This window comes from Tessaracoccus sp. ZS01 (assembly GCF_022342445.1).
In the GTDB taxonomy this organism is placed as follows: domain Bacteria; phylum Actinomycetota; class Actinomycetes; order Propionibacteriales; family Propionibacteriaceae; genus Arachnia.
Genome location: NZ_PQFE01000011.1, coordinates 30,272 through 55,295, shown reverse-complemented (window position 1 = coordinate 55,295; position 25,024 = coordinate 30,272). Strand labels below are relative to the sequence as shown.

The 25,024-nt window shown below is 68.2% G+C and carries 21 protein-coding genes; 13 read left to right on the top strand and 8 right to left on the bottom strand.

Annotated elements, in window-relative coordinates; translation table 11 throughout:
- From C3E87_RS10575 to C3E87_RS14925, 4 genes are read left to right on the top strand one after another with little or no spacing between them, the layout of a single operon-like run.
- The gene (locus C3E87_RS10575; RefSeq protein WP_076062524.1) at positions 1-1,017 is read left to right on the top strand and encodes a glycosyltransferase family 4 protein; all 1,017 of its coding nucleotides are present in this window, start codon (positions 1-3) and stop codon (positions 1,015-1,017) included.
- On the top strand, positions 1,014-1,397 hold the full coding sequence (locus C3E87_RS10570) for a hypothetical protein (protein ID WP_076062521.1): 384 nt from the start codon (positions 1,014-1,016) through the stop codon (positions 1,395-1,397). Before C3E87_RS10575 ends, C3E87_RS10570 begins: the two co-directional genes overlap by 4 nt.
- 17 nt (positions 1,398-1,414) lie before the next feature.
- Positions 1,415-1,819 carry a hypothetical protein gene (locus C3E87_RS10565; protein ID WP_076062518.1) on the top strand — a complete coding sequence of 135 codons (405 nt, stop codon included), beginning with the start codon at positions 1,415-1,417 and terminating at the stop codon, positions 1,817-1,819.
- The gene (locus C3E87_RS14925) at positions 1,816-2,994 is read left to right on the top strand and encodes a glycosyltransferase family 4 protein (protein WP_076062516.1); all 1,179 of its coding nucleotides are present in this window, start codon (positions 1,816-1,818) and stop codon (positions 2,992-2,994) included. The genes C3E87_RS10565 and C3E87_RS14925 overlap by 4 nt, the downstream gene beginning before the upstream one ends.
- Positions 2,995-2,999: 5 nt before the next feature.
- Here the strand turns inward: C3E87_RS14925 and C3E87_RS10555 are convergent, their stop codons facing one another.
- Positions 3,000-3,854 carry a glycosyltransferase gene (locus tag C3E87_RS10555; RefSeq protein ID WP_076062514.1) on the bottom strand — a complete coding sequence of 285 codons (855 nt, stop codon included), beginning with the start codon at positions 3,852-3,854 and terminating at the stop codon, positions 3,000-3,002.
- 125 nt (positions 3,855-3,979) lie between these two features.
- Between C3E87_RS10555 and C3E87_RS10550 the strand changes: the two genes are divergently transcribed.
- The gene (locus C3E87_RS10550) at positions 3,980-5,704 is read left to right on the top strand and encodes a glycosyltransferase family 4 protein (protein ID WP_143570996.1); all 1,725 of its coding nucleotides are present in this window, start codon (positions 3,980-3,982) and stop codon (positions 5,702-5,704) included.
- 45 nt (positions 5,705-5,749) lie between these two features.
- On the opposite strand, the gene C3E87_RS10545 is transcribed toward C3E87_RS10550, so the two are convergent.
- Positions 5,750-7,492 (bottom strand): hypothetical protein, encoded by a 1,743-nt coding sequence (locus tag C3E87_RS10545; RefSeq protein ID WP_143570995.1) that lies wholly within the window; start codon positions 7,490-7,492, stop codon positions 5,750-5,752.
- Positions 7,493-7,785: 293 nt separating this feature from the next.
- On the opposite strand from C3E87_RS10545, the gene C3E87_RS10540 reads away from it, so the two are divergent.
- Positions 7,786-8,328 (top strand): WhiB family transcriptional regulator, encoded by a 543-nt coding sequence (locus tag C3E87_RS10540; protein WP_076062507.1) that lies wholly within the window; start codon positions 7,786-7,788, stop codon positions 8,326-8,328.
- A 68-nt stretch (positions 8,329-8,396) separates the two neighbouring features.
- Here C3E87_RS10540 and C3E87_RS10535 read toward each other — a convergent pair whose 3' ends face one another.
- Both C3E87_RS10535 and serS read right to left on the bottom strand, forming a co-directional pair.
- Positions 8,397-9,203 carry an HAD family hydrolase gene (locus C3E87_RS10535; RefSeq protein WP_076062504.1) on the bottom strand — a complete coding sequence of 269 codons (807 nt, stop codon included), beginning with the start codon at positions 9,201-9,203 and terminating at the stop codon, positions 8,397-8,399.
- A gap of 149 nt (positions 9,204-9,352) precedes the next feature.
- On the bottom strand, positions 9,353-10,630 hold the full coding sequence (gene serS, locus C3E87_RS10530; protein ID WP_076062502.1) for a serine--tRNA ligase: 1,278 nt from the start codon (positions 10,628-10,630) through the stop codon (positions 9,353-9,355).
- Positions 10,631-10,785: 155 nt separating this feature from the next.
- On the opposite strand from serS, the gene C3E87_RS10525 reads away from it, so the two are divergent.
- Positions 10,786-11,973 carry an MFS transporter gene (locus C3E87_RS10525; RefSeq protein ID WP_198928287.1) on the top strand — a complete coding sequence of 396 codons (1,188 nt, stop codon included), beginning with the start codon at positions 10,786-10,788 and terminating at the stop codon, positions 11,971-11,973.
- A complete protein-coding gene (locus C3E87_RS10520) occupies positions 11,974-12,858 on the top strand; it encodes a diacylglycerol kinase family protein (RefSeq protein WP_076062499.1) in 885 nt (294 codons plus the stop codon).
- 30 nt (positions 12,859-12,888) lie between these two features.
- Here the strand turns inward: C3E87_RS10520 and pheA are convergent, their stop codons facing one another.
- Positions 12,889-13,803 carry a prephenate dehydratase gene (gene pheA, locus C3E87_RS10515; protein ID WP_076062496.1) on the bottom strand — a complete coding sequence of 305 codons (915 nt, stop codon included), beginning with the start codon at positions 13,801-13,803 and terminating at the stop codon, positions 12,889-12,891.
- A 99-nt stretch (positions 13,804-13,902) separates the two neighbouring features.
- On the opposite strand from pheA, the gene C3E87_RS10510 reads away from it, so the two are divergent.
- The gene (locus C3E87_RS10510) at positions 13,903-15,198 is read left to right on the top strand and encodes a S8 family serine peptidase (RefSeq protein ID WP_076062493.1); all 1,296 of its coding nucleotides are present in this window, start codon (positions 13,903-13,905) and stop codon (positions 15,196-15,198) included.
- A gap of 15 nt (positions 15,199-15,213) precedes the next feature.
- Here the strand turns inward: C3E87_RS10510 and eccCa are convergent, their stop codons facing one another.
- Complete coding sequence (gene eccCa / locus C3E87_RS10505; RefSeq protein ID WP_076062491.1) at positions 15,214-19,275, bottom strand: type VII secretion protein EccCa; 4,062 nt, start codon at positions 19,273-19,275, stop codon at positions 15,214-15,216.
- Between the two features lie 71 nt (positions 19,276-19,346).
- Here eccCa and eccD point away from each other — a divergent pair, with 71 nt between their 5' ends.
- On the top strand, positions 19,347-20,777 hold the full coding sequence (eccD, locus tag C3E87_RS10500; RefSeq protein ID WP_076062488.1) for a type VII secretion integral membrane protein EccD: 1,431 nt from the start codon (positions 19,347-19,349) through the stop codon (positions 20,775-20,777).
- Between the two features lie 17 nt (positions 20,778-20,794).
- On the opposite strand, the gene C3E87_RS10495 is transcribed toward eccD, so the two are convergent.
- On the bottom strand, positions 20,795-21,466 hold the full coding sequence (locus tag C3E87_RS10495) for a hypothetical protein (RefSeq protein WP_076062485.1): 672 nt from the start codon (positions 21,464-21,466) through the stop codon (positions 20,795-20,797).
- On the bottom strand, positions 21,463-22,635 hold the full coding sequence (gene eccE / locus C3E87_RS10490) for a type VII secretion protein EccE (RefSeq protein WP_076062483.1): 1,173 nt from the start codon (positions 22,633-22,635) through the stop codon (positions 21,463-21,465). Before eccE ends, C3E87_RS10495 begins: the two co-directional genes overlap by 4 nt.
- A 128-nt stretch (positions 22,636-22,763) precedes the next feature.
- Between eccE and eccB the strand changes: the two genes are divergently transcribed.
- From eccB to C3E87_RS10475, 3 genes are all read left to right on the top strand, one after another.
- On the top strand, positions 22,764-24,161 hold the full coding sequence (eccB, locus tag C3E87_RS10485; RefSeq protein WP_076062480.1) for a type VII secretion protein EccB: 1,398 nt from the start codon (positions 22,764-22,766) through the stop codon (positions 24,159-24,161).
- Between the two features lie 175 nt (positions 24,162-24,336).
- A complete protein-coding gene (locus C3E87_RS10480; RefSeq protein ID WP_076062478.1) occupies positions 24,337-24,645 on the top strand; it encodes a WXG100 family type VII secretion target in 309 nt (102 codons plus the stop codon).
- A gap of 35 nt (positions 24,646-24,680) precedes the next feature.
- Entirely contained in the window at positions 24,681-24,971 is a 291-nt protein-coding gene (locus C3E87_RS10475) for a WXG100 family type VII secretion target (protein WP_076062476.1), read from the top strand.
- Positions 24,972-25,024 lie beyond the last annotated feature (53 nt).

Below are 25,024 nucleotides of genomic sequence, written 5' to 3'. Positions count from 1 at the left end.
ATGCCGGAGCATTCTGCCGCCCCCCAGATCCTGGTTGTTGCTGACGATCTGGCCACACAGCCCGTGCTAGAACGCGCGGCCGCTTACCGTGCTGCGGGATTCGAGGTTACATGCACCCTGATCGACGACGTTGCGGGATCAACTGCTATCCCCGACGTAGACCTCGTGGTGGCATGGCTCCAGAGCGACACCTTCCGTGAATGGCACAGCAACTGGGCATCGCACCTCGAAAGCGCCGCGGACCTTGGGAACTGGCTTGAGGATTTCGGCGGGCAGAGGAACGCTCCCTGGCTCCCGTACGGGGAGCTCTTCTCGAGACACCGCAACGTCCATTACCTGACCGACGCCACCACAGACACCCACCATGCAGCGGTGCTCTTGCGAGTGCCGATCCACAGAGTGCATTCTATCCGGCGGTTCGTTGAGCCAACTGCAAACCGGTCCTCGCAGCGCTCGTCCGCACTGCAGGTTGTCGCGATACAGCCCTTCCACGGATGGGGAGATGCTCCCGATCTCCTCGTGGATTCCATCCTCGAACTGGCTAGGCGCGACTGCTTCGAGAGAACCACATTCCAGATCACGGGGTGGGGCAGACTTTTTGAGGAATCGGTCGCCCCCCTCCGGAGATTCCGCAACATCGCGCTGGAGGAACAGGAGGTCCCCCGCAGGGAGGCCATGCGGAGGATCGGTCAGGCTGATGTACTGCTCAGTCCCATGCGGGCACACTCACGCGAGGGCTACCTGCTTGAGGCCATGAGCGCCGGCGTGGTTCCTGTCACAACGGAGTTGGATGGGATCGACGAACTCGTGATCAACCGCTCAACCGCGATGCTGGGCCGTCCAGAGACGCCCGCCTCGCATGCTATTGCCTGCGAAGAACTCGTGAAGGATCCGGCCCTGCTGGTCCAACTGGCGAACTCGGCCTCCGCAGCCGTGGCCGTTGGCCGCGCCCGCACGGTTACCATCGAGCAGGAGATTTCCCTAGTCAGGTCACTCGCGACGGATCGGAGCTCATGATGGACAGCTACTGGGAGCCACGCTATCGAGCACTCGAGCGGCAGATGAGCGCGCTTCTGGTCTTCGTCCAGCGCAGGATGGCGACTCTTGAGCGAGCCGCCAGCGAGGCCATAGAGCCAAGCGACGAGCCGCGCGTGCGAGAGATGCTACTCGCTCCGGATCACAGTGTTGTCTGCATCGCGGATGGCAAGGACCTGGAGTACCGATTCATCATCTCGCTGGGAGACCGGACCATCTCCGATACAGGATTCGGTCGCCGCAACTCCGTATCACTGCGGCAGCCCGGCAACGTCAAGGTCAAGGCCCAGGTGCGATCACGTCTGCACCCGCCCAAGGTCGTCGAGGGCACCCTTCAGCGCCGGCGGTCGAACACCTCTTGATGGATATACTCGCAGCCATGCAAACAGAGGCAGACTGGCAGAAAAGGGCGGAAGACAACGACCGCCTCCGTCGCGGGATCCTCAGGGAACTTGACGCCGCCAAGGACCGGCTTGCGCAGGAGGGGGCAGCGAAAGCCGACCTGTTGGAGTTGAGCCACAAGCTCGCAGAGGACCTGCACACCGCCCACGAGACCATCGACGAACTCCGGGACGAGATCCAAGGGCTCAGAGCCGAAGCAGACGATCTGCGTGCCCAGACCGTGAGTCTTGCCGAAGCGAGGGCAGTGGCATCCATGACGAGCGGCCAGCCGATGCCTGCAAAGCTCCAGGCAGTGGTGAGTGCCTACCGCCGACTACCGAAGCCCCTACGCCGCGGCGTGAATGTCCTCTCGCGTCCGTTGATCCGGAGCCGCGGCAAGTGAGCGAGCTTTCTGCGCTGGCTGAGGTTCTGCGCGCATACCCCGACTTTGCACTGTTGACCCCGGTGTGGCCCGACGGAGCCAAGTTTGGTGGCGAATTCATCCAGGGGCGCGTGCAGGCCTATGAGATGGCGGGCTTGCGTGGTACTGTCATCGACTACTCTTCTCGTGTTCCGGACGAGCTCAGCCTGAGCCTGCACCCCGGCTTCGCGCACGTTCACATGCACCCGAAGCTACTCCGGCCCGCTGTCCGGCAGCTCAGCGCCGGCTCTGCGCCAGTACTCGCCCACTCCCCCACGTCAGACCTTCAGAATCTTCTGGTGGATTATCTCCCGGGGGAACGACTAGCCGTCTGGTACCACGGGTACGAGGTGCGGGACTACCGACGCCTCCACTACAACGACACCACAGTTCAGTTGGCCCAGGTCAAACAGTCACGCGACGCGCTCAACGCCTCGCGTTTCGCGGCCGCACGGAGAATCTTCAAGCATCCCGGTGCCACCGTCGTCTTCGTGTCACAGTTCCAACGTGGTGTGTCTGAGGTGGATGTCGGCGCCACCTGCTCGCGGGTCGAGATCATCCCCAACCACATTGACGGCGACATGTACCGCGGCCGGTTGCGTGAACCCAGCGAAAGCAAATCCATCCTGGTGATGCGCGCGTTCACCGCTCGGAATTACGGCAACGACATCGCTCTCAAGGCCATCCGGCTATTGTCGACCCGCAGAGGATTTGGGGAACTCAGCTTCACCATCTCAGGATTCGGTCCCCTCTTTCAGAAGAAGGTGGACATGGTCAGGCACCTGCCCAACGTTCATGCCCGCGAGGCGTATTCACGTCCGATCGAGATGGCCTCACTGCACTATGACCATGGCATCTTCCTATGCCCTAGCCGATTCGACACGCATGGGGTCATGCTGGGGGAGGCCATGTCCAGCGGAATGGCAACAGTGACAAATGCGGTGGCGGCCATCCCCGAGTTCACCGATTCGAGCGCTAGTGTATTGGTCAAGCCAGACGATCCGATCGCGTTTGCCGACGGCTTGTGGCACCTGATCGAGAACCCGGAACTGCTGCCCGTATTGTCACGCAACGCGATGGCCCGCGTCGCTGCGCAGTGTTCCCGTGAGCAGACAGTCGATCGCGAAATCGCGATCATCCGCCAGCTCGGCGCCTGAGCTGTTCACACTGTGGGCGGCTCGCTGGTGAAGGAGTACTGCATGAGCGGGAACGCTTCCGCAATTGCTTCTTGCGAAACGACCTCAAACTTGCGGAACTCCTCGATCATCTTCTGCAACTGAACCTCACGACTCATTTCCATGCGGTATAGGGCACCGTCCTGCGTGGTCGAGCGTACCCAGAGGTGGCTGAGCTTGCGTGAATCGAGAATGACCGGACCCACACGGTCCGACTTCGTGTGCGCTGCCTCCGGAGCCCGGACAAACTCGCCATCACGCCACCCACACACCGACAGATGCCCCTTGGAATGCAGGGGGAATACCGCGCCTCGCACGAGGAAGAACCGTCCTCTCTCGTAAATGGCCGTGATGCCCGACGCGAGGGTGACGACCCACCCGAGGTGCTCGGGGGTGATATGAGGCGTCATTTGGTCAAAGAAATCCACTGAGAGCACATCGTCATCGTCGAGACGGTACAGCCCCATCGGCTGATCGCCCCAGCCAACCCGCTCCACCTCCTGCTGGGCGAAAACGCCGATGTCCACAGGGGTCCCACCGACTGGAACCTCGTCGAGCACGACAAACGGATAGGACTCCGCCGCTGCCTGAACTTGCTCCTTATATCGGGTTGGAAGGTTGCTGGAGAAGGTGATGACGTGCCGGACGCGGTGATTCTCAACCGCGAGAGCCATCATCGGCAGCGTGAAGTTGAAAAACACGTCGCACCTCAAGCCCAGCCGTTCGTCGTCATACAAGTGCGCCAGGTACTCCTCCTCCGTTAACCGGGAACCGTTTGAAGCGACCCAGGCGCCGGAATTGGGCATGAAGAGACTGAATCGGGTGAGACCAACGAAGAGCATGTCTTTAGACTAGTGCGCCAAGAACGTGCTCCGGAGCTCAACGCTGCGCTGGTAGGCTCTTGTGCACTACGGAAATCGGGGCGATGCGTTCGGCTCAGCCCCGACAGGTCTCGGAGGACTCACCAGTGACGTTTCATACCCCAGTCGTGTTCACCGCCGGGAACGAAGGGATCGAGCGCTTGGCCCGAACCCGTAGCTGGCGAATCGTGACCGGCGAGGGCACGCTGCTGAAGCTCGACGGAGTCGCAGATAAGGTCACCATGCCGGCACCGTCAATGAACATCCTCGCAGGCGCGTTGGAGCCCGCGCCAGCGGCACGATGGAGCTCGGTTCTGTCCTGGATCAGGCAACATGTGCACAATCCGCTGCTCGTTGTCGGCCCCAACCATCCCGCTGCGGACCTGGCGCTCTGGGCCAACGCCGTGCTCAAGTGGCCGCACGCCGCTTGGGTCGAGGACAAGACACCGGCCTTGACCCCCAGCGCGCTGGCATTGATGACGTCGGCATCCGGCGTGGTTCACGTGAGCCAAGAGGCGGGCGCAGCCTTTCGCGCACAATGGCCGGCGTTCTACCAGGAGCTGCCCAGCACACCCGTGGTCGAACTGCCAGCGGCGCCTCCGTGCCCCGCCACTCTGCGGGAAGAGGACCACCTCAACGTCCTGATCGTGGCCTACTACGCCGGGCCAAGCCCGACGGTCGGCACTCAGCGTCCCAATTACTGGTTCGACCGACTTGAGGAATTGTCCGGTGGACGGGTGGTGGCGAATCTTGCCGTGGCCACACCGTGGCCGGACGCGCCCGCCGGTGTGCACTACGTCCCCGACCATGGACCGGCGCTCGTCGCGGAGAAGGCTGGCGGCCTCGGCCCCTGGGGTAGGGCTTACCTGGAGAACGTCAACGAGGCGGCCAAGACCGTGTCGCAGGACTCAGCGTTCTGGGAACTGGCATTGGAACGCTACTTCAATGCGCGCAACGACGAGTTCGACGTCGTCATCTGCTCCGGTAACCCGTTCAGCTACTTCGGCTTCGCTCGCTATGCGAAGCGTCGCTGGGGTGCCGCGACGATCCTGGACTACCGCGATCCGTTTGCCCTGAACCCGCGCATGGCAATCAGCGATGAACAACGTGAGCGCGCGGCCAACATCGAGGTGGGCTTCAACCTTGCAGCTGACCGAATCACCGTCGTCAACAGCGTCTGCAGCGACCTCGTGGTCAATCCCCATCCGGGACTGGATCCGGTCGTGATCAACAACGGGTGGGACGACCGTCTGCCCGTGCCGGACTTCGCCGCCCGGCACGAAAACGATGAGTCGCCCGCCAGACTCGTCCATGCGGGTCAGTTCTTCGCAATCACCCCGCCTGATGCGCTCATCTCAGCGCTCGACGGCTCGCACGCCACGTTGACGCACTTCGGTAAACCGCTCGACTCCGCATCGGCACGGACGACGGACAACTACCTGAACGGTGGGCGCGTCGCCAAAGACGAGATTTTGAATCAGTTTGTCAATGCGGACTGCGGGGTCGCCTACAGCTCTGTCAATGGGATCGAGACCCCAACAAAGGTGTATGACTACCTGGCGATGGGGCTGGATGTTCTCGTGCTGTACGAGGGAGCGAGGAGCGGACGTGCACTTGACGACCTGCTGGCCGACACCGCCGGGGTCTACTGGGTACCTAACAACGAACCCGCGATCCGCGAGTGGATGGCGTCCTACGAGCCGGTCCGGCACCTCAATCCGGAACGCGCTTTGAAGCTGAGTCGCCGAGCATCGACAGAAAGCCTCATTGCTCTCATCGAGGAGGTCGGCGCCCACAGGTTTGACGTCATCTCGCTCGAGCAGGCAGTGTGACCCCCGCCCGATAGCAGGCGTTGTCGCGGCAACGGCAACTGCGGGCTATCGCTGAGCGAGACAGCGGTCCGTGAGGCCGGCTCCGCTTCGTGGTGCCCACACCTCCACGGCATAGCCACCCGAACGCTCTGGGGAAGTCTCCCCCACTACCAGCCGGTAGTCATCAGGGAACATGAGGCCCACCTCACCGAGGACCTCGGGATCGATGCGGCGCACCCCGCCAGGGCTGACGAGCAACCACGAATCGCCGATAACCGAGCATTCAGTGTGAAGGTTCAGTTCGAGAGCAAGCCGGTCCCGGGACCCCGGATACCTGCCGATGACCCAGGAGTCGGCCGTCGCTGTCGCCTGCAAATGGTAGATAAGGCCTGGCGATTCTCCGGTGAGATCGAGTACAGGAGTGCCGGGCACGAATCCTTCCGCAGCCACTCCGACGGCCACCGCCTCGAGATAGCGGGACATGTCTGGGGACAAATAGATCTGACCGTGGCCAGCAAGATCAAGCGCTCTATCCTGCGCCTCCAGAGGCTCTTGTCTAGGTGGAGCCCCAGCAGCTGCGTTCAGGCACAATGCAGTGACCAGTAACCATAGTCCGCCAACTACGGGTAGCGCGGCCCGCCCATTCCTCGCCGAGCCGAGCGCCGCCACCGAAGCCCCGAGCCAGCAGAAGGCGGCAGAGCCGGCCAACGCGACCGTGCTGTAATGCGTGCCAAAGGCGTAGACGAACGGAAGCAGCCACAACGCACCGATGACTGCCCGACTCCCGCGGCCGAGGCGGCTCCGGCCTGTCAGCAGCGCGAGTGCAGGCCCCACCCATAGGAAGAAGGCCACCGTCACGGAGCGTCCGACTCTGCCGTGGAGAGGGTTGAACCCAACGGCCGTGACCAACGCCGCAGCGATGCCCGACAGCGCCGCGAGAGTCGCCAGCCCGTGAGGGGCGCCTCTGCCGGCTCGTCGAAGAAACACGGCCGCCGCTAGAGCCACTCCGATGAACACTCCCCACAGAATGTCCGACCGCTCCCAGCGCTGGTCGTAGGTGAAGGTATTGATCACAGCGTCCAGGGCACCGCGCTGCGTCTGGATGCTGTACAGCTCCAGCCCTTCCAGCACGCGCTCCAGGAACCGGACGGGGCCGCCGTCGATCAGGAGCGCCATGATCAGGAACGCGGTCAGGGCGACGCCTGCCGCCACGCCCAGCCCACGCCAGCTCCATCGGCCCGCCACGACGAGCGCGATGAGCACCAGCACCAGGAGGAGGGCCCCCGCCGTCGGACGGGAGGCGAAGCAAATCACACCCCCGACGCCCAGCACCACCCACGGCCAGAGGCCCAGTTTCGGACGCCGGGTTGCGGCGGGGGCGGGCAGCAGGATCCCGACCAGCGCCGCCCCGGACACGAGCAGACCGATGAGGCCCAGCAGGTTGTAGCTGGGGGTGAAGAATACGGACTGCGATCCGACCCCCAGCAGTACCGTCGGCGTCAGCAGCGCCCCCCACGCCAGACTCCTCCCACGCGGAAGCGCGAAGGAGCGCCGGAGTACGGCGGCGAAGAACACCACGCCCACCAGCAGGAGCAGCAGCACCGTATACCGACGAACCAGAACCAGGTCTTGGCCCGCGAGAATCCACAGCGGATGGAAGAAGAACGCGAACTGCGTGCTGGCCCAGGGCCAGTCCCACGGGGAGGTCATCCAATTGAGGTACATGCCCTCGTCGGTGAGGTCGAGGCCACGTCCCGTCATCCACCAGACCTTGGAGAGGATGGCGAGATCCGCCACGATCAGGCCCACTACTGCCACCCGGCGCCAAAGTGGACCGGGGCGGATGGCAGACTCTGTGGACACGGGCACATCCTAGTGAGTACTCACTCGGCCTTCACCGCCCCACCCGGCGCCTCTCCCCCGCGTCGTCCAGCCTCGAGGATGCGGCCGATACACATCCCTGAGCCCAGATACTCAAAGCAGCCTAGGTCCGGTACCCAGAGAAGTCGGGTAGATCTCCCCATGCCGTGAGCGCCCACGGCCCGCGTTTTCACGACAGTCTTGAACCAGCACTCCACAAGGGGATCTACGGAAGGGCTGACATGACTGAACCGACGACCGCCTGCGTCGCATACCCGAATGTGTTCCTGCACCCGCTCCTCGACGACGGCACGTCTCCGACGTCACGCGGCGAGCGCCGTGAGCAGCAGATGCTCCGTTCGCAGGCCGAGAAGATGTGTGCCGGTTGCCCACTCATGGCGCAGTGCCTGACAGACGCCGTCGCGAAGTTCGACGTCTCCGGCTTCGTGGCCGGCACCACGCGTCGCCAGCGCCAGGAGATCCGCGCCCGGCTCGGCATCACGGTCACCCCCGAAGACTTCGACACCTTCGCGGGCGTGAACTCCGGGCGCCAGTTCGACCGTTACGAGATCCACCGGATGCGTGCCGCCAACCCGGATCAGCCGCTGAGCGTCATCGCGGCCAAGGTGGGCTGCTCCGTCTCCACGGTGAAGCGGCACCTCCGCCGCATCGAGGCTGAGGGCGGCGTCGCCCGCCCCGTTCAGAGGACGGCCCCCACGCCGGCCCAGATCGTGGCCGTCGCCAACGACATCAAGCGCGGTACCCGTCGGGTCGCCGCCGCCTGAGACCCCCCACAAGCCGAAAGGGCCACCCTCTCCCCCAGGGGTGGCCCTTTCTCTCTGCCCCGGCGAAGTCAGGCGGCGCCTTCGGTCTCCAGCGCGGGGAACCACAGGTTGAGCTCCTCGACGACGCCGAGGTCGGCGAAGCTGCCCGTGACCGCGTCTGCGGCCGCCAGCACCTCGTTCGGGGCGTCGCCCATGGCCACGCCACGACCCGCCCACTCGAGCATCTCGATGTCATTTCGCCCGTCGCCGATGGCCAGCACGTCCTTCTGCTCGATGCCGAGTTCCCGGCACACCATCTCCAGACCGAACGCCTTGTCGATGCCCTTCGGGGCGATGTCGAGCCAGGCAGACCAGCCCACGAAGTAGGCCACCTCCTGGAGGCCGAGCCGCCCGACCATCTCGCTGAAGGCCTCTTCGGTGGTGTCCGGGTCGCGCACGATGACGCGGGACACCTCCTCCTTGGCCAAGTCCTCGACGGGGACGACCTCGACGTTGCCGAGCAGTTCTCCGGGCGGGAACTCCTGGCTGACGCGCCAGTGGAGCCCGTCCTGGACGGCGATGCGGGCATGGGGTGCGATCTCGGTGACCTGACGGATGACGTCCGTGGGGTCGAAGCGTGTCTCGTGCCGGATGTCGAGCTCGGGATAGGTGACAACCATCGCCCCGTTGGCCGACACGTGCCAGCCCTCCGGCAGTCCGAACTCGTCGGCGATGGGTTGCGTGGCCAGCCACGAGCGACCCGTCGAAAGAACGACGGTGGCCCCCGCGTCGACGGCCCTGCGCACCGCAGCGCGCACCTCGGCCGGCATGACGCCGAACGCATCGACGAGCGTGCCGTCGATGTCCAGCGCAACAAGTTGTGGTGTGAATTCCATGGCGTTGCCTCTCTTCCCTGCCCTCAGGGACGCCTGGTTGCTTGATCTGTTACCAGACCAAGCATGCCACCGTTGAGTCAACCAACGGTAAAGAGCAGGCAGACGACGCGCCTCATCCGCTTGTGAAGCGCGCATCCAGCCCATGATCCTCAGGAAACAGGCGGGGTGATCAGGTCACGGCCTCCGAGGTACGGCCGCAGCGCCTCCGGCACATGGATGGAGCCGTCGGCCTGCTGGTGGTTCTCGAGCAGCATGATGATGATGCGGGTCATGGCGCAGAGGGTCCCGTTGAGCGTGGCGACGGGGCGCACGCCGTCCTCGAACCGGCCACGGATGCCGAGCCGGCGGGCCTGAAACTCCGTGCAGTTGGAGGTGGAGGTGACCTCGCGGTACCGGTTCTGGGTGGGCAGCCAGGCGTAGCAGTCGAACTTCCTGGCCGCGCTCAGACCGAGGTCTCCCGAGGCGACATCGAGCACCTGGAACGGCACCTCGAGGGCGTTGAGGAAATCCTTCTCGTAGCCGAGCAGCTTCTGGTGCCATTCCTCCGCGTCAGCCGGGTCGCAGTGGACGAACATCTCGACCTTGTCGAACCAGTGCACGCGGAAGATGCCGCGGGTGTCCTTACCGTGCGAGCCGGCCTCGCGACGGAAGCACGGGGAGTAGGCGACGTAGCGGCGCGGCAGCGTGCCCGCGTCGAGGATCTCGTCGGAGTGGTAGGCGGCGAGCGCCACCTCGGAGGTGCCCACGAGGTACAGGTCGTCTGCGGGCAGGTGGTAGACGTCCTGGGCGGCCTGGCCCAGGAAACCGGTGCCCTCCATCGCCGACGGGCGCACCAACGCGGGCGGGATCATCGGCGTGAAGCCCCACTCTGCGGCCTTGCTCATCGCCAGGTTCAGCAGCGCGATCTCGAGCTGCGCGCCGAAGCCCGTCAGCACGTAGAAACGCGACCCCGAGATCTTGGTGCCGCGCTCCATGTCGATGGCGCCGTGCATTTCGCCGAGCTCCAGGTGATCACGGGCCTCGAAGCCTTCGGCCGCGAAGTCGCGCGGCGTGCCGACGGTCTCGATGATCACGCCCTCGTCCTCGCCGCCCTCGGGCACGCCGTCGATCACGAGGTTGCCCACCTGCTTCATCAGCTCGTCGAAGCGGTTGCCCGCCTCGTCGGCGTCGGCCTGGGCGCGCTTGACGTCTGCGGCCAACTGCTGGGTGCGCGCGATCAGCGCCGCCTTCTCCTCGCCCTTGGCCTTGGCGACGTCCTTGCCGATGGACTTCTGCTCAGCCCGCAGCGTCTCGAACGACGCGATCGAGGAGCGCCTGGACTCGTCTGCCGCGATGAGGTCGTCGACGAGCTCGACCGAGGCGCCGCGCAGGGCCTGGGAGCGTCGGACGCGATCGGGATCGACGCGAAGCCACTTGGGATCAATCATGCGCCCAACTCTAGCGAGCACCGGCCGCCTGCCGGGACGCGGGCGGTGTGCCCAACTCGGGTTCCTCTCCCAGCCCAGCAAGGCAGGGCGTGGCACTTCCCCCCGGGGATAGGGTGAACGTGGTCAGTTTCGTGGCCCCCATGGAGAGGCGAAGAGTGGCTAAGGCGACACGTAGGGAGCCCATCCCGACGGAGATCTGGGTGCTGGTGGCAGCCGCGTTCCTCATCGCGCTCGGGTTCGGCATCGTCGCGCCGATCCTGCCCCAGTTCGCCAAGTCCTTCGACGTGGGCGTGATGGCCGCCTCCGCGATCGTGTCGGTGTTCGCGTTCGTGCGCCTCATTTTCGCCCCTGCGGGCGGCGCCCTCATCGGCAAGTTCGGCGAACGCCGCATCTACCTGCTGGGCCTGAGCATCGTCGCGCTCTCCAGCGCCCTCAGCGGCCTGGCGCCCGACTACTGGACCCTGCTGTTGTTCCGCGGGCTGGGCGGCATCGGCTCGGTCATGTTCACGGTGTCGTCGATGGGCCTACTGGTGCGGCTGTCGCCCCCCGGGCAGCGCGGCCACACGTCGTCGCTGTACGGCTCGGCCTTCCTGCTGGGCAACATCTTCGGCCCCATCCTCGGCTCCGCCCTGTCCGGCCTGGGCCTCCGCGTGCCGTTCTTCCTCTACGCCGCTGCCGTCTTCGCCTCGGTGCTCGTGGTGATGGTGTTCCTGCGCCGCGACACCGGCGCGCCCGAGGTGCCGGGGCAGGCGCAGCCGAGGATGACGCTCAGCGAGGCCATGGCCCTGCCGTACTACCGGGCGCTGCTGGTGACCGGCTTCGCCCACGGTTGGGCCAACTTCGGCGTGAGAATCGCGCTGCTCCCCCTGATGGCGGCGGCGGTCCCCACCATCGGCGCGGCTGCCGCGGGCATCGCGCTGACGCTGTTCGCCGTCGGCAACGCGATCACCCAACAGGCCACGGGGCGGCTGATCGACAGGCTGGGCAGGCGCCCGTTCCTGGTCGTCGGCCTAGGCCTCTCCGCCCTTGTCACGCTCCCGTTCGGCTGGTTCGACACCCTCACCTGGTTCTTCATCCTCTCGGCAGCGGCCGGCGCCGGCGCGGCGTTCATCGCCCCCGCCTCCCAGGCGCTGCTGGCAGATCTCATCGGGTCGAACCGCAACGGCGGCCAGGCGCTCTCGACCTACTCCATGGCCACAGACCTCGGCTCCATCGCCGGCACCCTGCTGGCCGGGGCCATCGCCGACATCCTCGGCTTCGGCTGGGCCTGGGCCGTCACCGCGTTCGTCCTGGCGGTCGCCATGCTGCCCTGGTTCTTCGTCAAGCGGCCGCGGCGGGCGTAGATGAGGGTCGCGGTCGTCGTCAATCCCGCCTCGGTGCGCCGGGGTGAGCGTTTCCGCGCGATCGTCGACGGCGAACTCAGCGCCCGCGGCCTCCCTGCGGCCCGGTACCTGCTGACGACGCCTGAGGACCCGGGCGCCGGGCAAGCCAAGGCAGCCCTCGAGGCCGGCGTCGACCGGGTGCTCGTGGCCGGCGGCGACGGCACCGTGCGGATGGTGCTCGCTGCGCTGCGCCGCACAGACGTCCCCGTCGGGCTGTTGCCCTCCGGCACGGGGAACCTCCTGGCGCGTAACCTCCGGCTTCCGCTGCGGCTGCGCCCGGCGCTGGTGAAGGCGCTCGACGGCACGCCCCGCCCGTTCGACCTCTTGCGCTACACGAACCTGGACACCGACGCCCAGGGCTACGCCGCGGTGATGGCGGGGCTGGGCGCGGACGCAGCCGTCGTGACCGACGCCACGGCCCGGCTCAAGCGGCTGGGACAACTGGGCTACGTGCTCGCCGGGCTGCGCCACGTGAAGGCGCGGCCGGTGCCCAGCAGGATCGCCGTCGACGGCGAGGTGCTGCTGCGCGACGCCTCGCTCGTCCAGGTGGGGAACCTGGGCGAGCTCCGTGCCGGAGTGCGGCTGCTCCCCCACGCGGACGCCTCCGACGGGCTGCTCAACCTGCTGGTCGCCTCGCCGCGTCACTCACGCGACGTGCTGCGCATGATGGCGGGCGTGCTGCTGCGCACCAGGCGCGAGCCGTTCGTCGACCGACGGGTGGCGCGCGACGTGGTCGTCAACTGTGACCGCCCGGTGCCCTACCAGGTCGACGGCGACGTCATCGGCGCCGTCAGCGCCATCCGGTTCGAGGTCCTGCCCGGCGTTGCGCGGGTCGTGTCGGCCTAGGCCCCTTCGACCAGGCGCCGGGCGCCTGGCTCAGGGCAAGAACGGCAGGCCGAGGCTCTCCACCCAGGCCGCGGCCGCGTCGTACGAATCATCGGTGAACCCGTCGCCCACCTTCGGCCGCGACTCATCGGCCCGGGGGTAGGAACCCAGGAAGTGGACGCGGGGGCAGACGCGGTGCAGGCCTTCGAGGGCCTCGCCCACGCGCTTGTCGTGCAGGTGCCCCTCGACGTCGATCGAGAAGCAGTAGGACCCCAGCGTGGTCTTCGTCGGGCGCGACTCGATCCGGGTCAGGTTCACCCCGCGCACGGCGAACTGCTCGAGGATCTCCAGCAGGGCACCCGAGTGGTCCTCGCGCATGTAGGCGACCAGCGTGGTCTTGTCGGCGCCCGTGCGCCGGGCGACCGGCCCGGCCTTCCCCACCTCGACGAAGCGGGTCACCGCGCCCGGGTTGTCCTCGATGGCGTAGGCCAGTTCGGTCAGGCCGTAGGTGTCGCCGGCCACGCGCGCGCAGACGGCTGCGTCGTAGCGCGACTCCGGGCGCGCGACCTCCGCAGCCGCACCAGCCGTGGAGCCCGCCTCCGTGACCTGCGCCCGGGGCACTTTCTCCGCCAGCCACCGGCGACACTGCGCCGCCGCGTGTCCGTGGGTCAGCACCTGCCGCACGTCGGCGAGCTGGGTGCCTTCACGGGCATAGAGCCCGAACTCGACGGGGATCACGATCTCGGCACGGATGGCGAGCGGCTCGCCGGCGATCAGCTCGTCGAGCGTGGCCGACACCCCGCCCTCGACGGAGTTCTCGATGGGCACGACGGCGCCCCTGACCTCACCGTGGCGCACCGCATCCAGCGCCTCGCGCACGCTCGAGAAGGCCACCGCCTCTTCGTCGGTGATCATGCGCAACGCCTGATGGGTGAACGTCCCTGCGGGACCGAAGTATCCGAGCACGTCCCCATCCTCCCCCTTCCGCGCCCGCGCCCGCCAACCAGATCCGGAAATGGCGCCGCCAGATTCGCGCTGGCCCCGCCGGCGACTACCCTGACCCGCGTGAAGCGATACCTCGGGCGCGCCACCGCGGCCGCGATGACGGCGGGCATCCTGCTGTCCAACGCCGCCGTCGGGGCATCAGCCGAGGAGGCCGACGTCTTCCGACCCACCCGCTGCGAGATCAACCAGCCCACCCCCGAGGGACAACTGCTCGACGCCTGGCACCTGCAGCGCCTCAACATGGACGAGGTCTGGCGCCTCGCCACCGGCAAGGGCGTGACGGTGGCCGTGATCGACACCGGAGTGAGCACCGCCGGCAGCCTGTACTTCGATCCGGACCAGGTGCAGGGCTTCGACTTTGTCGGCGTCTCCGACGACGAGCGCGACAAGAAGGTGAAGGTGGACTGCCTGCACGGCACGTTCGTCACCTCCCTGCTGGCGGCGGGGCTGCGGCCGGACGGCAGCACGGTCCATCCACTGACGAACTTCGCCGGCATCGCCCCGGACGTGGAGGTGCTCGCGTACCGGGCCCTGGCCCATTCCGCGGTGCAACCCGACGAGGGGCAACAGGCACCGGCGCCGGAATCGCTGGAGCCCGCGGTGCGCGCCGTCAACGCCGCCGTCGACGCCCAGGTCGACATCATCAACCTCTCGCTCACCGTGCAGCGTGACGTGCCCTTCTTCGACGAGTTCGAGGCGGCCATCCACCGGGCGCTGAGCGCCGGCATCGTCGTGGTGGCCGCGGCGGGCAACGGTGACCAGAACGTCGGCCCGCTGTTCCCCGCGTCGTTCCCCGGCGTGATCTCCGTCGGGATGAGCACCGAGCAGGAGTCAGCCCACCCCCAGTCCTACGCCTGGTCCCGCGTCGAGATCGGCGCCCCCGGCGCCGGCATCGTCGGGCTGGCCCCGTCACAGGACGACCGCAACGCCACGACGGCGAACCAGGCCTTCCACCTGGATACGGGCACGTCGTTCGCCGCACCGATCGTCAGCGGCGTCATCGCGCTGATGCTCGAGTACGACGCGGCGACGGGTCGGGAACGGGCCTCGGCCGCGGAACTCCTCACCCGGCTGCAGCTGACGGCGGATCCGCCGCCGGCCACCGCGCCGGACGCCCAGCTGGGCTGGGGCATCGTCAACCCCCTGCGCGCGGTGCTGGACACCCGCCCCGCGCCGATGTCGAGCGAGGCCGCTGAGTTCGTCGCGCCGCCGGCACCGACGCCGGAGCCCGAGCCCGTCGACGCCCGCATGCCCGTGTTGGGCCTGGGGGTCGCCGTCGGGGCCGTGCTGATGGTGGGGCTGGGCGTGGTGGCCGCCATTGCGATCCCCGCTGCGTCTCGCCGCCGGTCCCGCTGACCCCCGTCGGGTGCCTCAGGACTCGGATCGGGGCAGGTGCGCCGTCTGGATGAGGCCCTTGAACGTACGGGTGACCAACGTGCCTCGGCCGGGAGGCATGGGCGAGCCCTGCACGTCGCCGTAGAGCTTGCCCTCCTCCTTGTTCCCGCTGAGGATCAGCGCCGGGTTGACGGCGTCCTTCATCTTCGTGATCAACGGGTCACCGAACACGGCACGGCTCGCGCCGCCGAAGGCCCTGGTCATGATGATGTGCAGGCCGATGTCGCCCGCCTGGTTGATCAGGTCCGAGAACACCGCCATCGGGTTGCCGGACTGGGTGGCGACCAGTTCGTAGTCGTCGACTATCAGGAACACCTCGGCGCCGGTCCACCAGGAGCGGTCGCGCAGCTGCTGTTGCGTCACGTCCGGCCCTGGGAGCCGCGCGCGGACCGCCTCCGCGGTCTGCTGCAGCATGGGCGTGGCGGCGGAGGCCGACGGGTAGTAGCCGATGAGGTGCGGCGTCTCCACCTCGCCCAGCAGGGAGCGGCGGTAGTCGACGATCATGATCTTGGCTTCCTGCGGCGTGAAGCGCGTGGTGATGCCCTTCAGAATGAGGCGCAGCAGGTTCGACTTGCCGGATTCCGGGGCGCCGAAGGCCACCAGGTGCGGCTCGGTCATCGTCTCCAGGAAGACCGGCGAGAGCTCCAGCTCGTCGATGGCGAACGGGATCCGGCGGTCCGCCGGGTCGTGACCGATCGCGGGCAGATCGTTGATCTCAAGGCTCTCCGGCAGCATCCGCACCTCGGCGGCGCGCGGCCCCTTCCAGGCCTGGTTCACCGCCTCGATGAACTGGCGCTGCCCGGCGGCGACGTCGTCGGCGTCCTCCACCGAATCGATCCGGGGCAGCCCGACGAGCGCGTGCAGCCCGCCCGCCGTGATGGAGCGGCCCGGCCGCCCTGTGGGGATCGCGCCCTGCAGCTTCCGGTCCACCTCGGAGTCGAAAGCGTCGCCGAGCTTGAGTTCGATCTTGGACTGCAGCGCGTCCTTGGTCGCCGCCCGCACCTCCATCCACTTCGTGGCGCTCACCCACAGGTGGATGCCGAAGCCGAGGCCGCTGTTGGCGAGCGTCTGGATCTGCGGTTCGAGGTTCTCGAACTCGGTCTTGAGCGTCGCCCAGCCGTCCACGACGAGGAACACATCCGTCGGGAACCTGTCTGCGGGGATGGAACCGTCGCGGCGGCCCTGGCGATAGGTGGTCATGGAGTCGATGCCCAGTTCGCCGAACTGCGCCTCGCGCGCCGAGCGCAGCGACATCAGTTCCGCGACGGTGCGCCGGACACGGTCCACGTCCAGCCGGCCGGTGACCGACCCGATGTGCGCGAGGTCACGCATCGAGGTGAGCGCGCCACCGCCGAAGTCGAGGATGTAGAACCCCACCTCCTGCGGGGTGTGCGTCAGCGACAGGCCCGCGATGGCGGCGCGCAGCGCCATCGACTTGCCGGACTGCGGCCCGCCGGCGACACCGAGGTTGCCACCCGAGCCCGAGAAGTCGATCCACCAGGGATCGCGCCGCTGCTGACGCGGCCGGTCGATGAGCCCGACGGGGGCCTGGAGCCTCGCGCGCCGCTGCGGGTCCGCCACCTGCAGGCCCCGGCCCTCGACCTCGGCCAGCCCGCCCAGCAGCTGGTCCATGGCTGGCGGCACGTCGAGCGGGGGCAGCCACACCTTGTGCGCGGGCCAGCCGTGGCCCTTCAACCGGCCCACCGCGATGCTGAGCAGCGTCTCGTCGTCGTCCTCGTCCTCGACGGGGTCCTCCGCCGGGGCCGCGGCACGAGCGGGCGCCACTGCCGGTTCCGGCGCGGGGGGCGTCACGGGCATCACGTAGTCGGCGGTGAACTCGAGCACGGGGGGCGTCCAGGAGCGCGGTTCGATCACGAGGTCGTCGAGGGGGCTGTGCTGCAGCGGCGTCACCACCGGGTCGGCGTTGCCGTGCCAGGGACCGGAGACATAGGCCGCCTTGAAGCGGGTCATGCCGGTGGTGTCGTACTTGAGGTAGCCGTTGCCGGGCGGCGTCGGGAGCTCGTAGGCATCCGGCACGCCGATGACGGTGCGCGACTCCGCGGGCGAGAACGTGCGCAGCGCGATGCGGTAGCTGAGGAAGGTGTCGAGACCGCGCAGCTTGTTCTCCTCGAGCCGCTGCGACGCGAGGAGCTGGTGCACCGCGATGGACCGGCCGACGCGGCCGATCTGGACGAACAGGTCGATGAACTCGGGGCGGGCCGACAGCAGCTCGGAGAACTCGTCCACGACGATGAAGAGGCTGGGCATCGGCGGCAGGTCCGCCCCGTTCTGCCGGGCGGCCTCGTAGTCTTCACGGTTCTTGAAGTTGCCCGCGGCCCGGAGCAGTTCCATGCGCCTGTCGAGTTCGCCGCTGATGGCGTCCTGCATGCGGTCCACCAGGCCGAGCTCGCCCTCCAGGTTGGTGATCACCGCGGAGACGTGGGGCAGGTGTTCGAGGCCGAGGAACGTCGCGCCGCCCTTGAAGTCGACCAGGATGAAGTTCAGTTGCTCGGTGGAGTGCGTCATCGCCAGGCCCAGCACCAGGGTGCGCAGGAATTCGGACTTGCCGGAGCCCGTGGCGCCGATGCAGATGCCGTGCGGCCCCATGCCGCCCTGCGCCGACTCCTTGATGTCGAGTTCGACGGCGGTGCCGTCGTCGGCGGTGCCGAACGGGATGCGCAGGTGCTGCCGCAGGGGCCGCGGGCGCCAGGAGACGCGGGGATCGAGCGTGAGCGGATCGCCGACCCCCAGCATTGCGGGGTAGTCCTTCGGCGGCGCGAAGACGACCTCGGCGGGCCCGTCGTCGGCGACCTGCCCGGCGGCGAGCTCCGGCATCCGGTAGGGCGCCATCGCGCGGGCGAGCATCTCGCAGTAGACGACGGGCACGTTGTCCGGCCGCCCGAACGGCGTCTGGGCGTGCGGCGTGCGGGTGGTGCGGCGGTGCAGCACGACGGTGTCGCCGCGCACCTCGAACACCGCGACGCCCAGTTCCAGGGACCGGGGAACTTCACGGTTGCCCGTCACCTCGATGGTGACGGCCTTCGTGTCCGGCGTGACGAACTGCTGCGAAGCCACGCCCTCCACGCCGTCGGAGACGATGACCGCCAGCGACGGTGGGTTGTCGCCGTTCTGCGCCGAGGTGGCCATCTGGGAGAGCTCGCCGGCCGCCGTGGCGAACATCCGGACGGGGCCCACGCCGTCGGCCTCGGTGGGGTGCTGGAGGTGCGGCAGCCACTTCACCCACTGCCAGGAGGTCTGGTGCGCCGGGTCGGCCGCCACCATGAGCGACACGTCGGAGGGCGCGTGCCAGGACACCAGCTGGGCCACCATGGCCCTGGCCAGCGCCCGGCAGTCCTCCTCGTCGCCCACGAGTTGGACCGCGCGGAAGCCGCGCAGGTCCACCGCGAGGGGCACGGACTGGATCACACGGTGCGTGCGGATGAACCGACGCAGCGCTCCGGTGGTGAGCGGCTCGAGGTCCTCGATGGGCTGCGACTCCGGCGGCGTGATCCGCTTGGCCGACTGCTGCCGGCCGACGGAGACCCGGACCGAGCCGAAGTCCTCCGCGTCCGGGCGCCGCTCCCACATGCGCATCCCGCCCACGATGGTCCACAGCGAGTCCGGCGACGGGTGGCGGTAGGCCACGGATTCCCGCTGCTCGTCGGCCGTCTTGGCGAAGTTCCTGCGCACCTGGGCCAGGTAGCGGAAGTAGTCGCGGCGGTTGGCATCGAGCTGGGCCGACTGGTCGTCGTTCTGCCGGCCCACCTGGGAGAGCATCATGCCCATCATCGAGACGGCGTAGAGGCCGCCGATGACGCCGCCGAGCGCGCCCCTGCCGCCGCCCACGCCGCCCATGTTGAACATCATCAGGCCCATCGCGAGGCCACCGGCGACCATCGGGAGCATGCGCAGGAGGTTGCCGAACGGCTTCGACGCCGCCGGAGGGGGGATCTCCGGCGGTGACTCCAGCAACAGGTCTCCGCGCGGCATCGCCGGGGGCGACACGCGCTTCGGCCGGTGGAACGTGATCTGGCCCATGAGCGCCTAACTTAATGGACTCCAGGGGCAAGCCGGCGCCCGTGCGCCCCCGGCCGGTTAAGGTATCCGACGTGAACACCACGGCCGAGGAAGATCTGTCGCGCGTCACGGTTATCTCCAGCAGCCGTCGCGTCGACCTTGCACTGCCCGGTTCCGTGTCCCTCAGCGAACTGCTCCCGAGCATCCTGCGGTTCTCCGGCCTGGAGTCGAACAACCCCACGGACGCGGTGCACGCCTGGGTGTTGCAGCGCTTCGGGTCAGACCCGTTCGACCTCTACACGCCGGTGCACAAGCTGGGGATCCGCGACGGGGAGACGCTCCACCTGCGCCAGCGCGAGAGCGCCATTCCCGACGCCGCGTTCGACGATGTCGTGGACGCCGTGGCCGGCGCCACCAACTCCCGCCCCTCCTGGCAGGCGAAGCACTCCCAGCGCATGGGCATCACGTTGATGTTGCTGGCCCTCATCGGCATCCCGCTGCTGGTCATCCTCGGCCAGAAGCCCATCGACCTGGCCGAGGCCCGCTTCGACCCGTCGCTCCGGCTGCCCATGGCACTGGCCGTCGGGGTCACCGGCTTCCTGAGCTTCGCCGCGGCGATCGGTGCCATCGCGTTGGCCCGTGCCGCCGGTGAACGGCGCACCGCCGCGGCCCTGGCCTGGGGCAGCGTGGCGCTGGCCGGCATCGCCGGCTGGTTCCTGCCGGACCCCATGTCCGGGATCGTGCCGCTCGCGGTGCGCATCATCCTGGCCGCGAGCCTCGTGCTGATCGCCTCCGCCGTCTGCGCGCTGGCCGCGAACGTGCAGCCCATGCCGCTGTTCAGCGCTGCACTGGCCGCGCTGCTCATCGTCGTCGGTTCGAGCTTCATGCTGCTGTTCCCAGGCCACGACGTGGAGGTGGCGGCCATCGTGGTGACCGTGTCCTCGTTCGTGACGGCCTACCTGCCGCCGTTGTCCTACCGGATCGCGGGCGTGGCCCTGCCGAACCTGCCCACCACCACGGAGGGCATCCTGGCGGACGAGACCCCCGTGCAGTCCGACATCGTCAAGCGGGCACTGTTCGCCGACAGGCTGCTGGGCGCGATGCTGGCCGCCATGTCGGTGGTCGCCGTCCTCGCCGCCTTCGTGGTGATCAGCCAGGGCACGATCTGGTCCACGCTGCTGATGCTGTGCATCGGGTTCGCCTACCTGCTGCGCGCCCGCGCGTTCGTCGGCTTCACCCAGCGGCTCGCGCTGCTGCTGGGCGGCGCGATCACCGTCGTCATCGGCCTGTACGCCATCGCCACCGGCCCGGTGGAGTCGCTGGGCGGCATGGTCACACTCTTCGCCGTCGCGCTGGCGCTCACCTACGTCTTCGCCCACTACTCGGCCTCGTGGTACCAGCGCATCATGGCCCCCACGTGGGGCCGGTGGGGCGACGTGCTGGAGTGGCTCGCGATCATCGGCATCGTGCCGGCCCTGCTGGGCGTGCTGAACCTGTACGCCTACTTCAACACGCTGCTCTGACGCCCGCCGGGGTCGGCTCAGGCGGGGCCGGACTGGAACAGCAGGCGGTACTCCGTCGGCGAGGGTGGCACGCGGACCTTCACGACGCGGCGCACCGACGCCAGCACCACCTCGGACTCGTCGAGGTCCGTCACGGCCTTCACCTGGCCGGACTGCAACGCATAGGCGCGGCGGAGGTTCTCCCCGCTCTTCGGGTCCAGTGGCGACACCATCGCCATCTCGCACACCCGCAGGTCTGCGATGGCCTTGGGCGACGACGGGTCGCCGACGATAGCGACGGCCTGCCAGGCGCCCAACCGCGCGGTGGTGCCCACGGCGCCCGTCTCGTCGATGATCAGGCTCGGCCGGAACGGGCGACCCTGTCCCGGCACGTTCTCCGGGGTGTTCAACACGTCGATCGTGCCCCCGCAGGCCCGGACGGTGTCCGCCAACGTGAGCCAGCGACGGTGGTCCGTCGCGATCACGGACAGGTGCGCGCCGATGCACATGGCGCGGAACGCCACGAGCCACCGCAGGTACTCCGGCACGGCCAGGTACAGGCGGGTGGGCTCCGGGCGGAACAGGCGCATGGTCACCGGCCCGCCGGGGCCGGAGCCGAGCAGCATCCCTGAGGGCCCCGTCGACATCGTGGGCAACTGCTGTTCGATGGCCTTCTCCGGCGCGAGCGCCTGGAACGTGATCTCGCTCACTCGTCGATCCGCCTTCCGAGGGGGACGGTGGCCAACAGCCCGGGGACCTGCACGCCGCCCAGCGGGGCGAGCTTCACCACGCCGTCGAGCTTGGCCACCATGAAGTCGTCTGCGGCGATGGCCTGTTCCAGGCTGGCCGTCACGAGGCGCACCGCGCCCTCCGGCGGGCGGCCGGGGCTGACGGTGAACGAGGTGACGGCCATCATGGCCGGCGCCTTCGCCACCACGTCCAGCACCCGCTGGTAGGCGGCGCTGGGCGAGGCGCCGAAGCCACCCAGGGCGCGGGTCTCATGCACGAGGCCGTCGCCGAACCAGGCCGACCACTCCTCGCGGCTGCGCGGCTCCGCGAGCGCGGGAGAGGCGCCGGAGGTGAGCGTCAGCACGTCGGAGATCCCGTGCGGATCCAGCGGAGCGGTGAGCATGCCCTGCCGCTTCAGGAGCGCCTGGGCGCGATGGAGCCCGAAGCGCAGGGTGGCGAACACGCCGGTCTGGCCGTCGCCCCGTCGGCCGACCGCCTCCAGGCAGAGCCGCGGGTCGAGGCGGAGCGCCACCCACGTGCGGCGCAGGGCCGGCGGCGGGGTGCCGGGGATGATCTCGCGGTAGGCCTCCAGTGCCGGGGATCCCTCCGGCAGCATGGCTCCCGACGGCGCGGGCACCGTCAGGGTGACGACCTGGACGCCGGCGAAGGCGACGTCGTCCTGCCGGGTGAGCGCGCCGAGCGCGTCGAGGTCGAGTTCGGCGCCGCGGTCCGTGAAGAGGGTGTGGTCTGCCGTGACCTCGAGGATGCCGGACCAGGATCCGCCGTCCGCGGTGACGCCGATGTCGCCGTCGTGGGCATCCTTGATCTGGGTGAGTTCGAGGCCGGGCAGCCACTGCGCGAGCGGGACCAGCCCGGACGCGTGCTCGGGGTGCTCCACCCACCGCCGCGCCCTCTGCCGGAACGCGGAGCGCAGCTTCAGCGTGGCCGGGATCGAACGCCCGTTGACGGGGAGGCTCATCAGGATGGCGACGAGCAGCACCGCACCGGCCGTGGCCAACGCCCACGCGGAACGTTGTACAACCAGCAGGGCCAGGATCACCAGCACGATCTGCCACGCGACGACCATGGGCAGGAATCGCGTCGAGCGCGCCCGCCGTTGCAGCGCATAGCCGTTGGTCCTCCGCAGCATCTGACCTCCTCCGAGCGCCCACTCTAGGACGTGCAGCGGTCCACGCCCGCCGCTGTACACGGCCGGCATGCGCCCGACGGCGGCTACAGTTGCCCCCGACCCCCGGCCCGGACACACGCAGGACATCGATGGCGACTCGCAAGGACCTTCTGAAGGCGCACGCCTTCACCTCGCGCCGCATGATCGCGGCCTTCGTGGACCGCGACCCCGATGACCCCACGCCACCGCTCAGGCGGGTGAGCACCGCGACGTTCGTCTCCGTCCTCCTGGGCGTGGTCCTGCTGGCCGGCACCGCGCTGATCGGGCTGTTGCGCGGTGGTGTGACCAACGAATCGTGGCGCGACCAGGACAACGTCATCCTCAACGACGTCCAGTCGGGCCAGCTCTTCGCGCACACGAACAAGCTCGTCATCCCCGTGACCGACGTGGCGACGGCCCGGCTGCTCGCGGCCGGCGACGACCCCGGCGGCCCGCCGCGGATCATCGACGTGAAGACCGAGGCGCTCGTCGGCACGGAGATGCAGCAGCGCCAGGGCATCCCCGGCGCTCCCCCGCAGCTACCCGCGGCCAAGGACCTGGCGTCGTTCCCGTTGCGCCTGTGTTCCACCGAACCCATGGGCCGCGGCCGCTACCTCACGCTCCAGTTCGGCGCGACTGAGCCCTCCAGCATGGATTACAGCTTCATCGCCAAGGCCAGCGAGGGCACCCGCTACCTCGTCTCGGGCGGCCAGAGCCACGAGTTGTACAGCGCGCGGGGCAGCGGGGGCGTCGTCTCCTTCGACGTGCCCGAGGTGGAGCCGGGCAACTCCTGGATCTATGCGCTGCCGATGGGGGCACCGATCAACCCGCCGCAGATCACGGGCTACGGCGACACCCCGGTGAAGGCCTACCAGGGCAAGACCATCGGCGACGTGGTGGCGGTCACCGGGAGCAACCCGGTGCGCTACTTCGTCCAGCTGAACGACGGCCTGGCCCAGATCTCCTACCTGGAGGCGAAGCTGCTGTTCCACGAGAAGAACCGGGACTTCACCCAGGAGGTGGGCGCCATCTCGGAGCGTGACCTGTCGGGTTACCTCATCGAGGACCTCGAGTCGATCACCGAGGGCGGCATCCCGATGTACCAGCCGAAGGCCCCGCCCGGCTACGAGAGCGGCCGGGACGCCTCGGTGTGCGCCACCTTCAGCGCGGAGACGCCGGACAGGGTGTCGGTGTCGATGGGCCAGACCACACCCGCGCTCGACCAACGCCAACTGGGGGCTCCCACCGGCAAGTACATCGACCACATCGACCTGCCGCCGCTGAAGGGCGCGCTGCTGCGCAACGGCGAGGCCGGCACCGACGAGGCCGCCGCCACCCTGCTGCTCAACGGCCGGGGCTACGGCATCCCGACGATGGGGGCACGCCAGGCACTGGGCTACGGCGAGGCCACGCCGCTGCCTGTGACCGGGGGCCTGCTGAACCTGATCCGCTCGGGGCTGCCCAGCGGGGTGGCGCTTGGGCGCGACCATGTTGAGCCCGCAGGATGAGGTCCCCCATCCCCCCACCCACCGGGAATAGGTATCCCTACTTGAATGTGTCTCGGGCCACGCTAAGTGACCCTCTCCGCCGCCTAGGGTTTCGGAAGACACCACCGCAGCCACGAGGAACTTCCCCAGTGGCTCTTACAGGGCCACAGTGGCTCGACGTCGAAGGGAATGAATCATGAGCGACAAGTCCGTAGACCGCGCTGCCATGCAGAAGGCGACGCAGCAGATTGAGGCCAAGCACCAGCAGATCCACAACCTGCAGAACCGCCTCCAGGGCCAGATGAGCGACCTCGCCTCGCGCTGGCACGGCAACGCGTCCACCGCTTTCCAGAACGGCTACCGCCAGTTCGACACGGAGTTCGAGAAGGTCAAGGCCGGTCTCGACAAGATCCACGGCCAACTGGTCGAAACGCTGCGCGAGTACGGCGTGCGTGAAGAAGAGAACCAGGCCACCGCCAACCAGATCGCCGGACTCATCGGCTGACGGCCGCTGACCAGAACTGACCAGGAGAGATTTTCATGAGCGACTCAACCATTTACTCTGTTGCCGGCCTGCAGGAAGGTATCAGCAACCTCTCGGCCGCGCACCGCGAACTCACCAGCCTCCTCGAGGACCTGAAGGGCGAGCTGTCGTCGTCCCTCGGCCAGTGGGATGACAACGCCCGCAACTCCTACCAGGAAGTGCAGATCCAGTGGGATCAGTCGGCCAAGCGCCAGCAGGACATCGTGCAGCGCATGCCTGTGCTCCTCGGCAACATCGCCGACGGCTACAACGCCACTGAGAAGCGCAACGCCGGGATCTGGGGCTGACCCCGATGGAAGAAGGGCCCGGCTCGCCGGGCCCTTCTTGCATGCCCGGAACC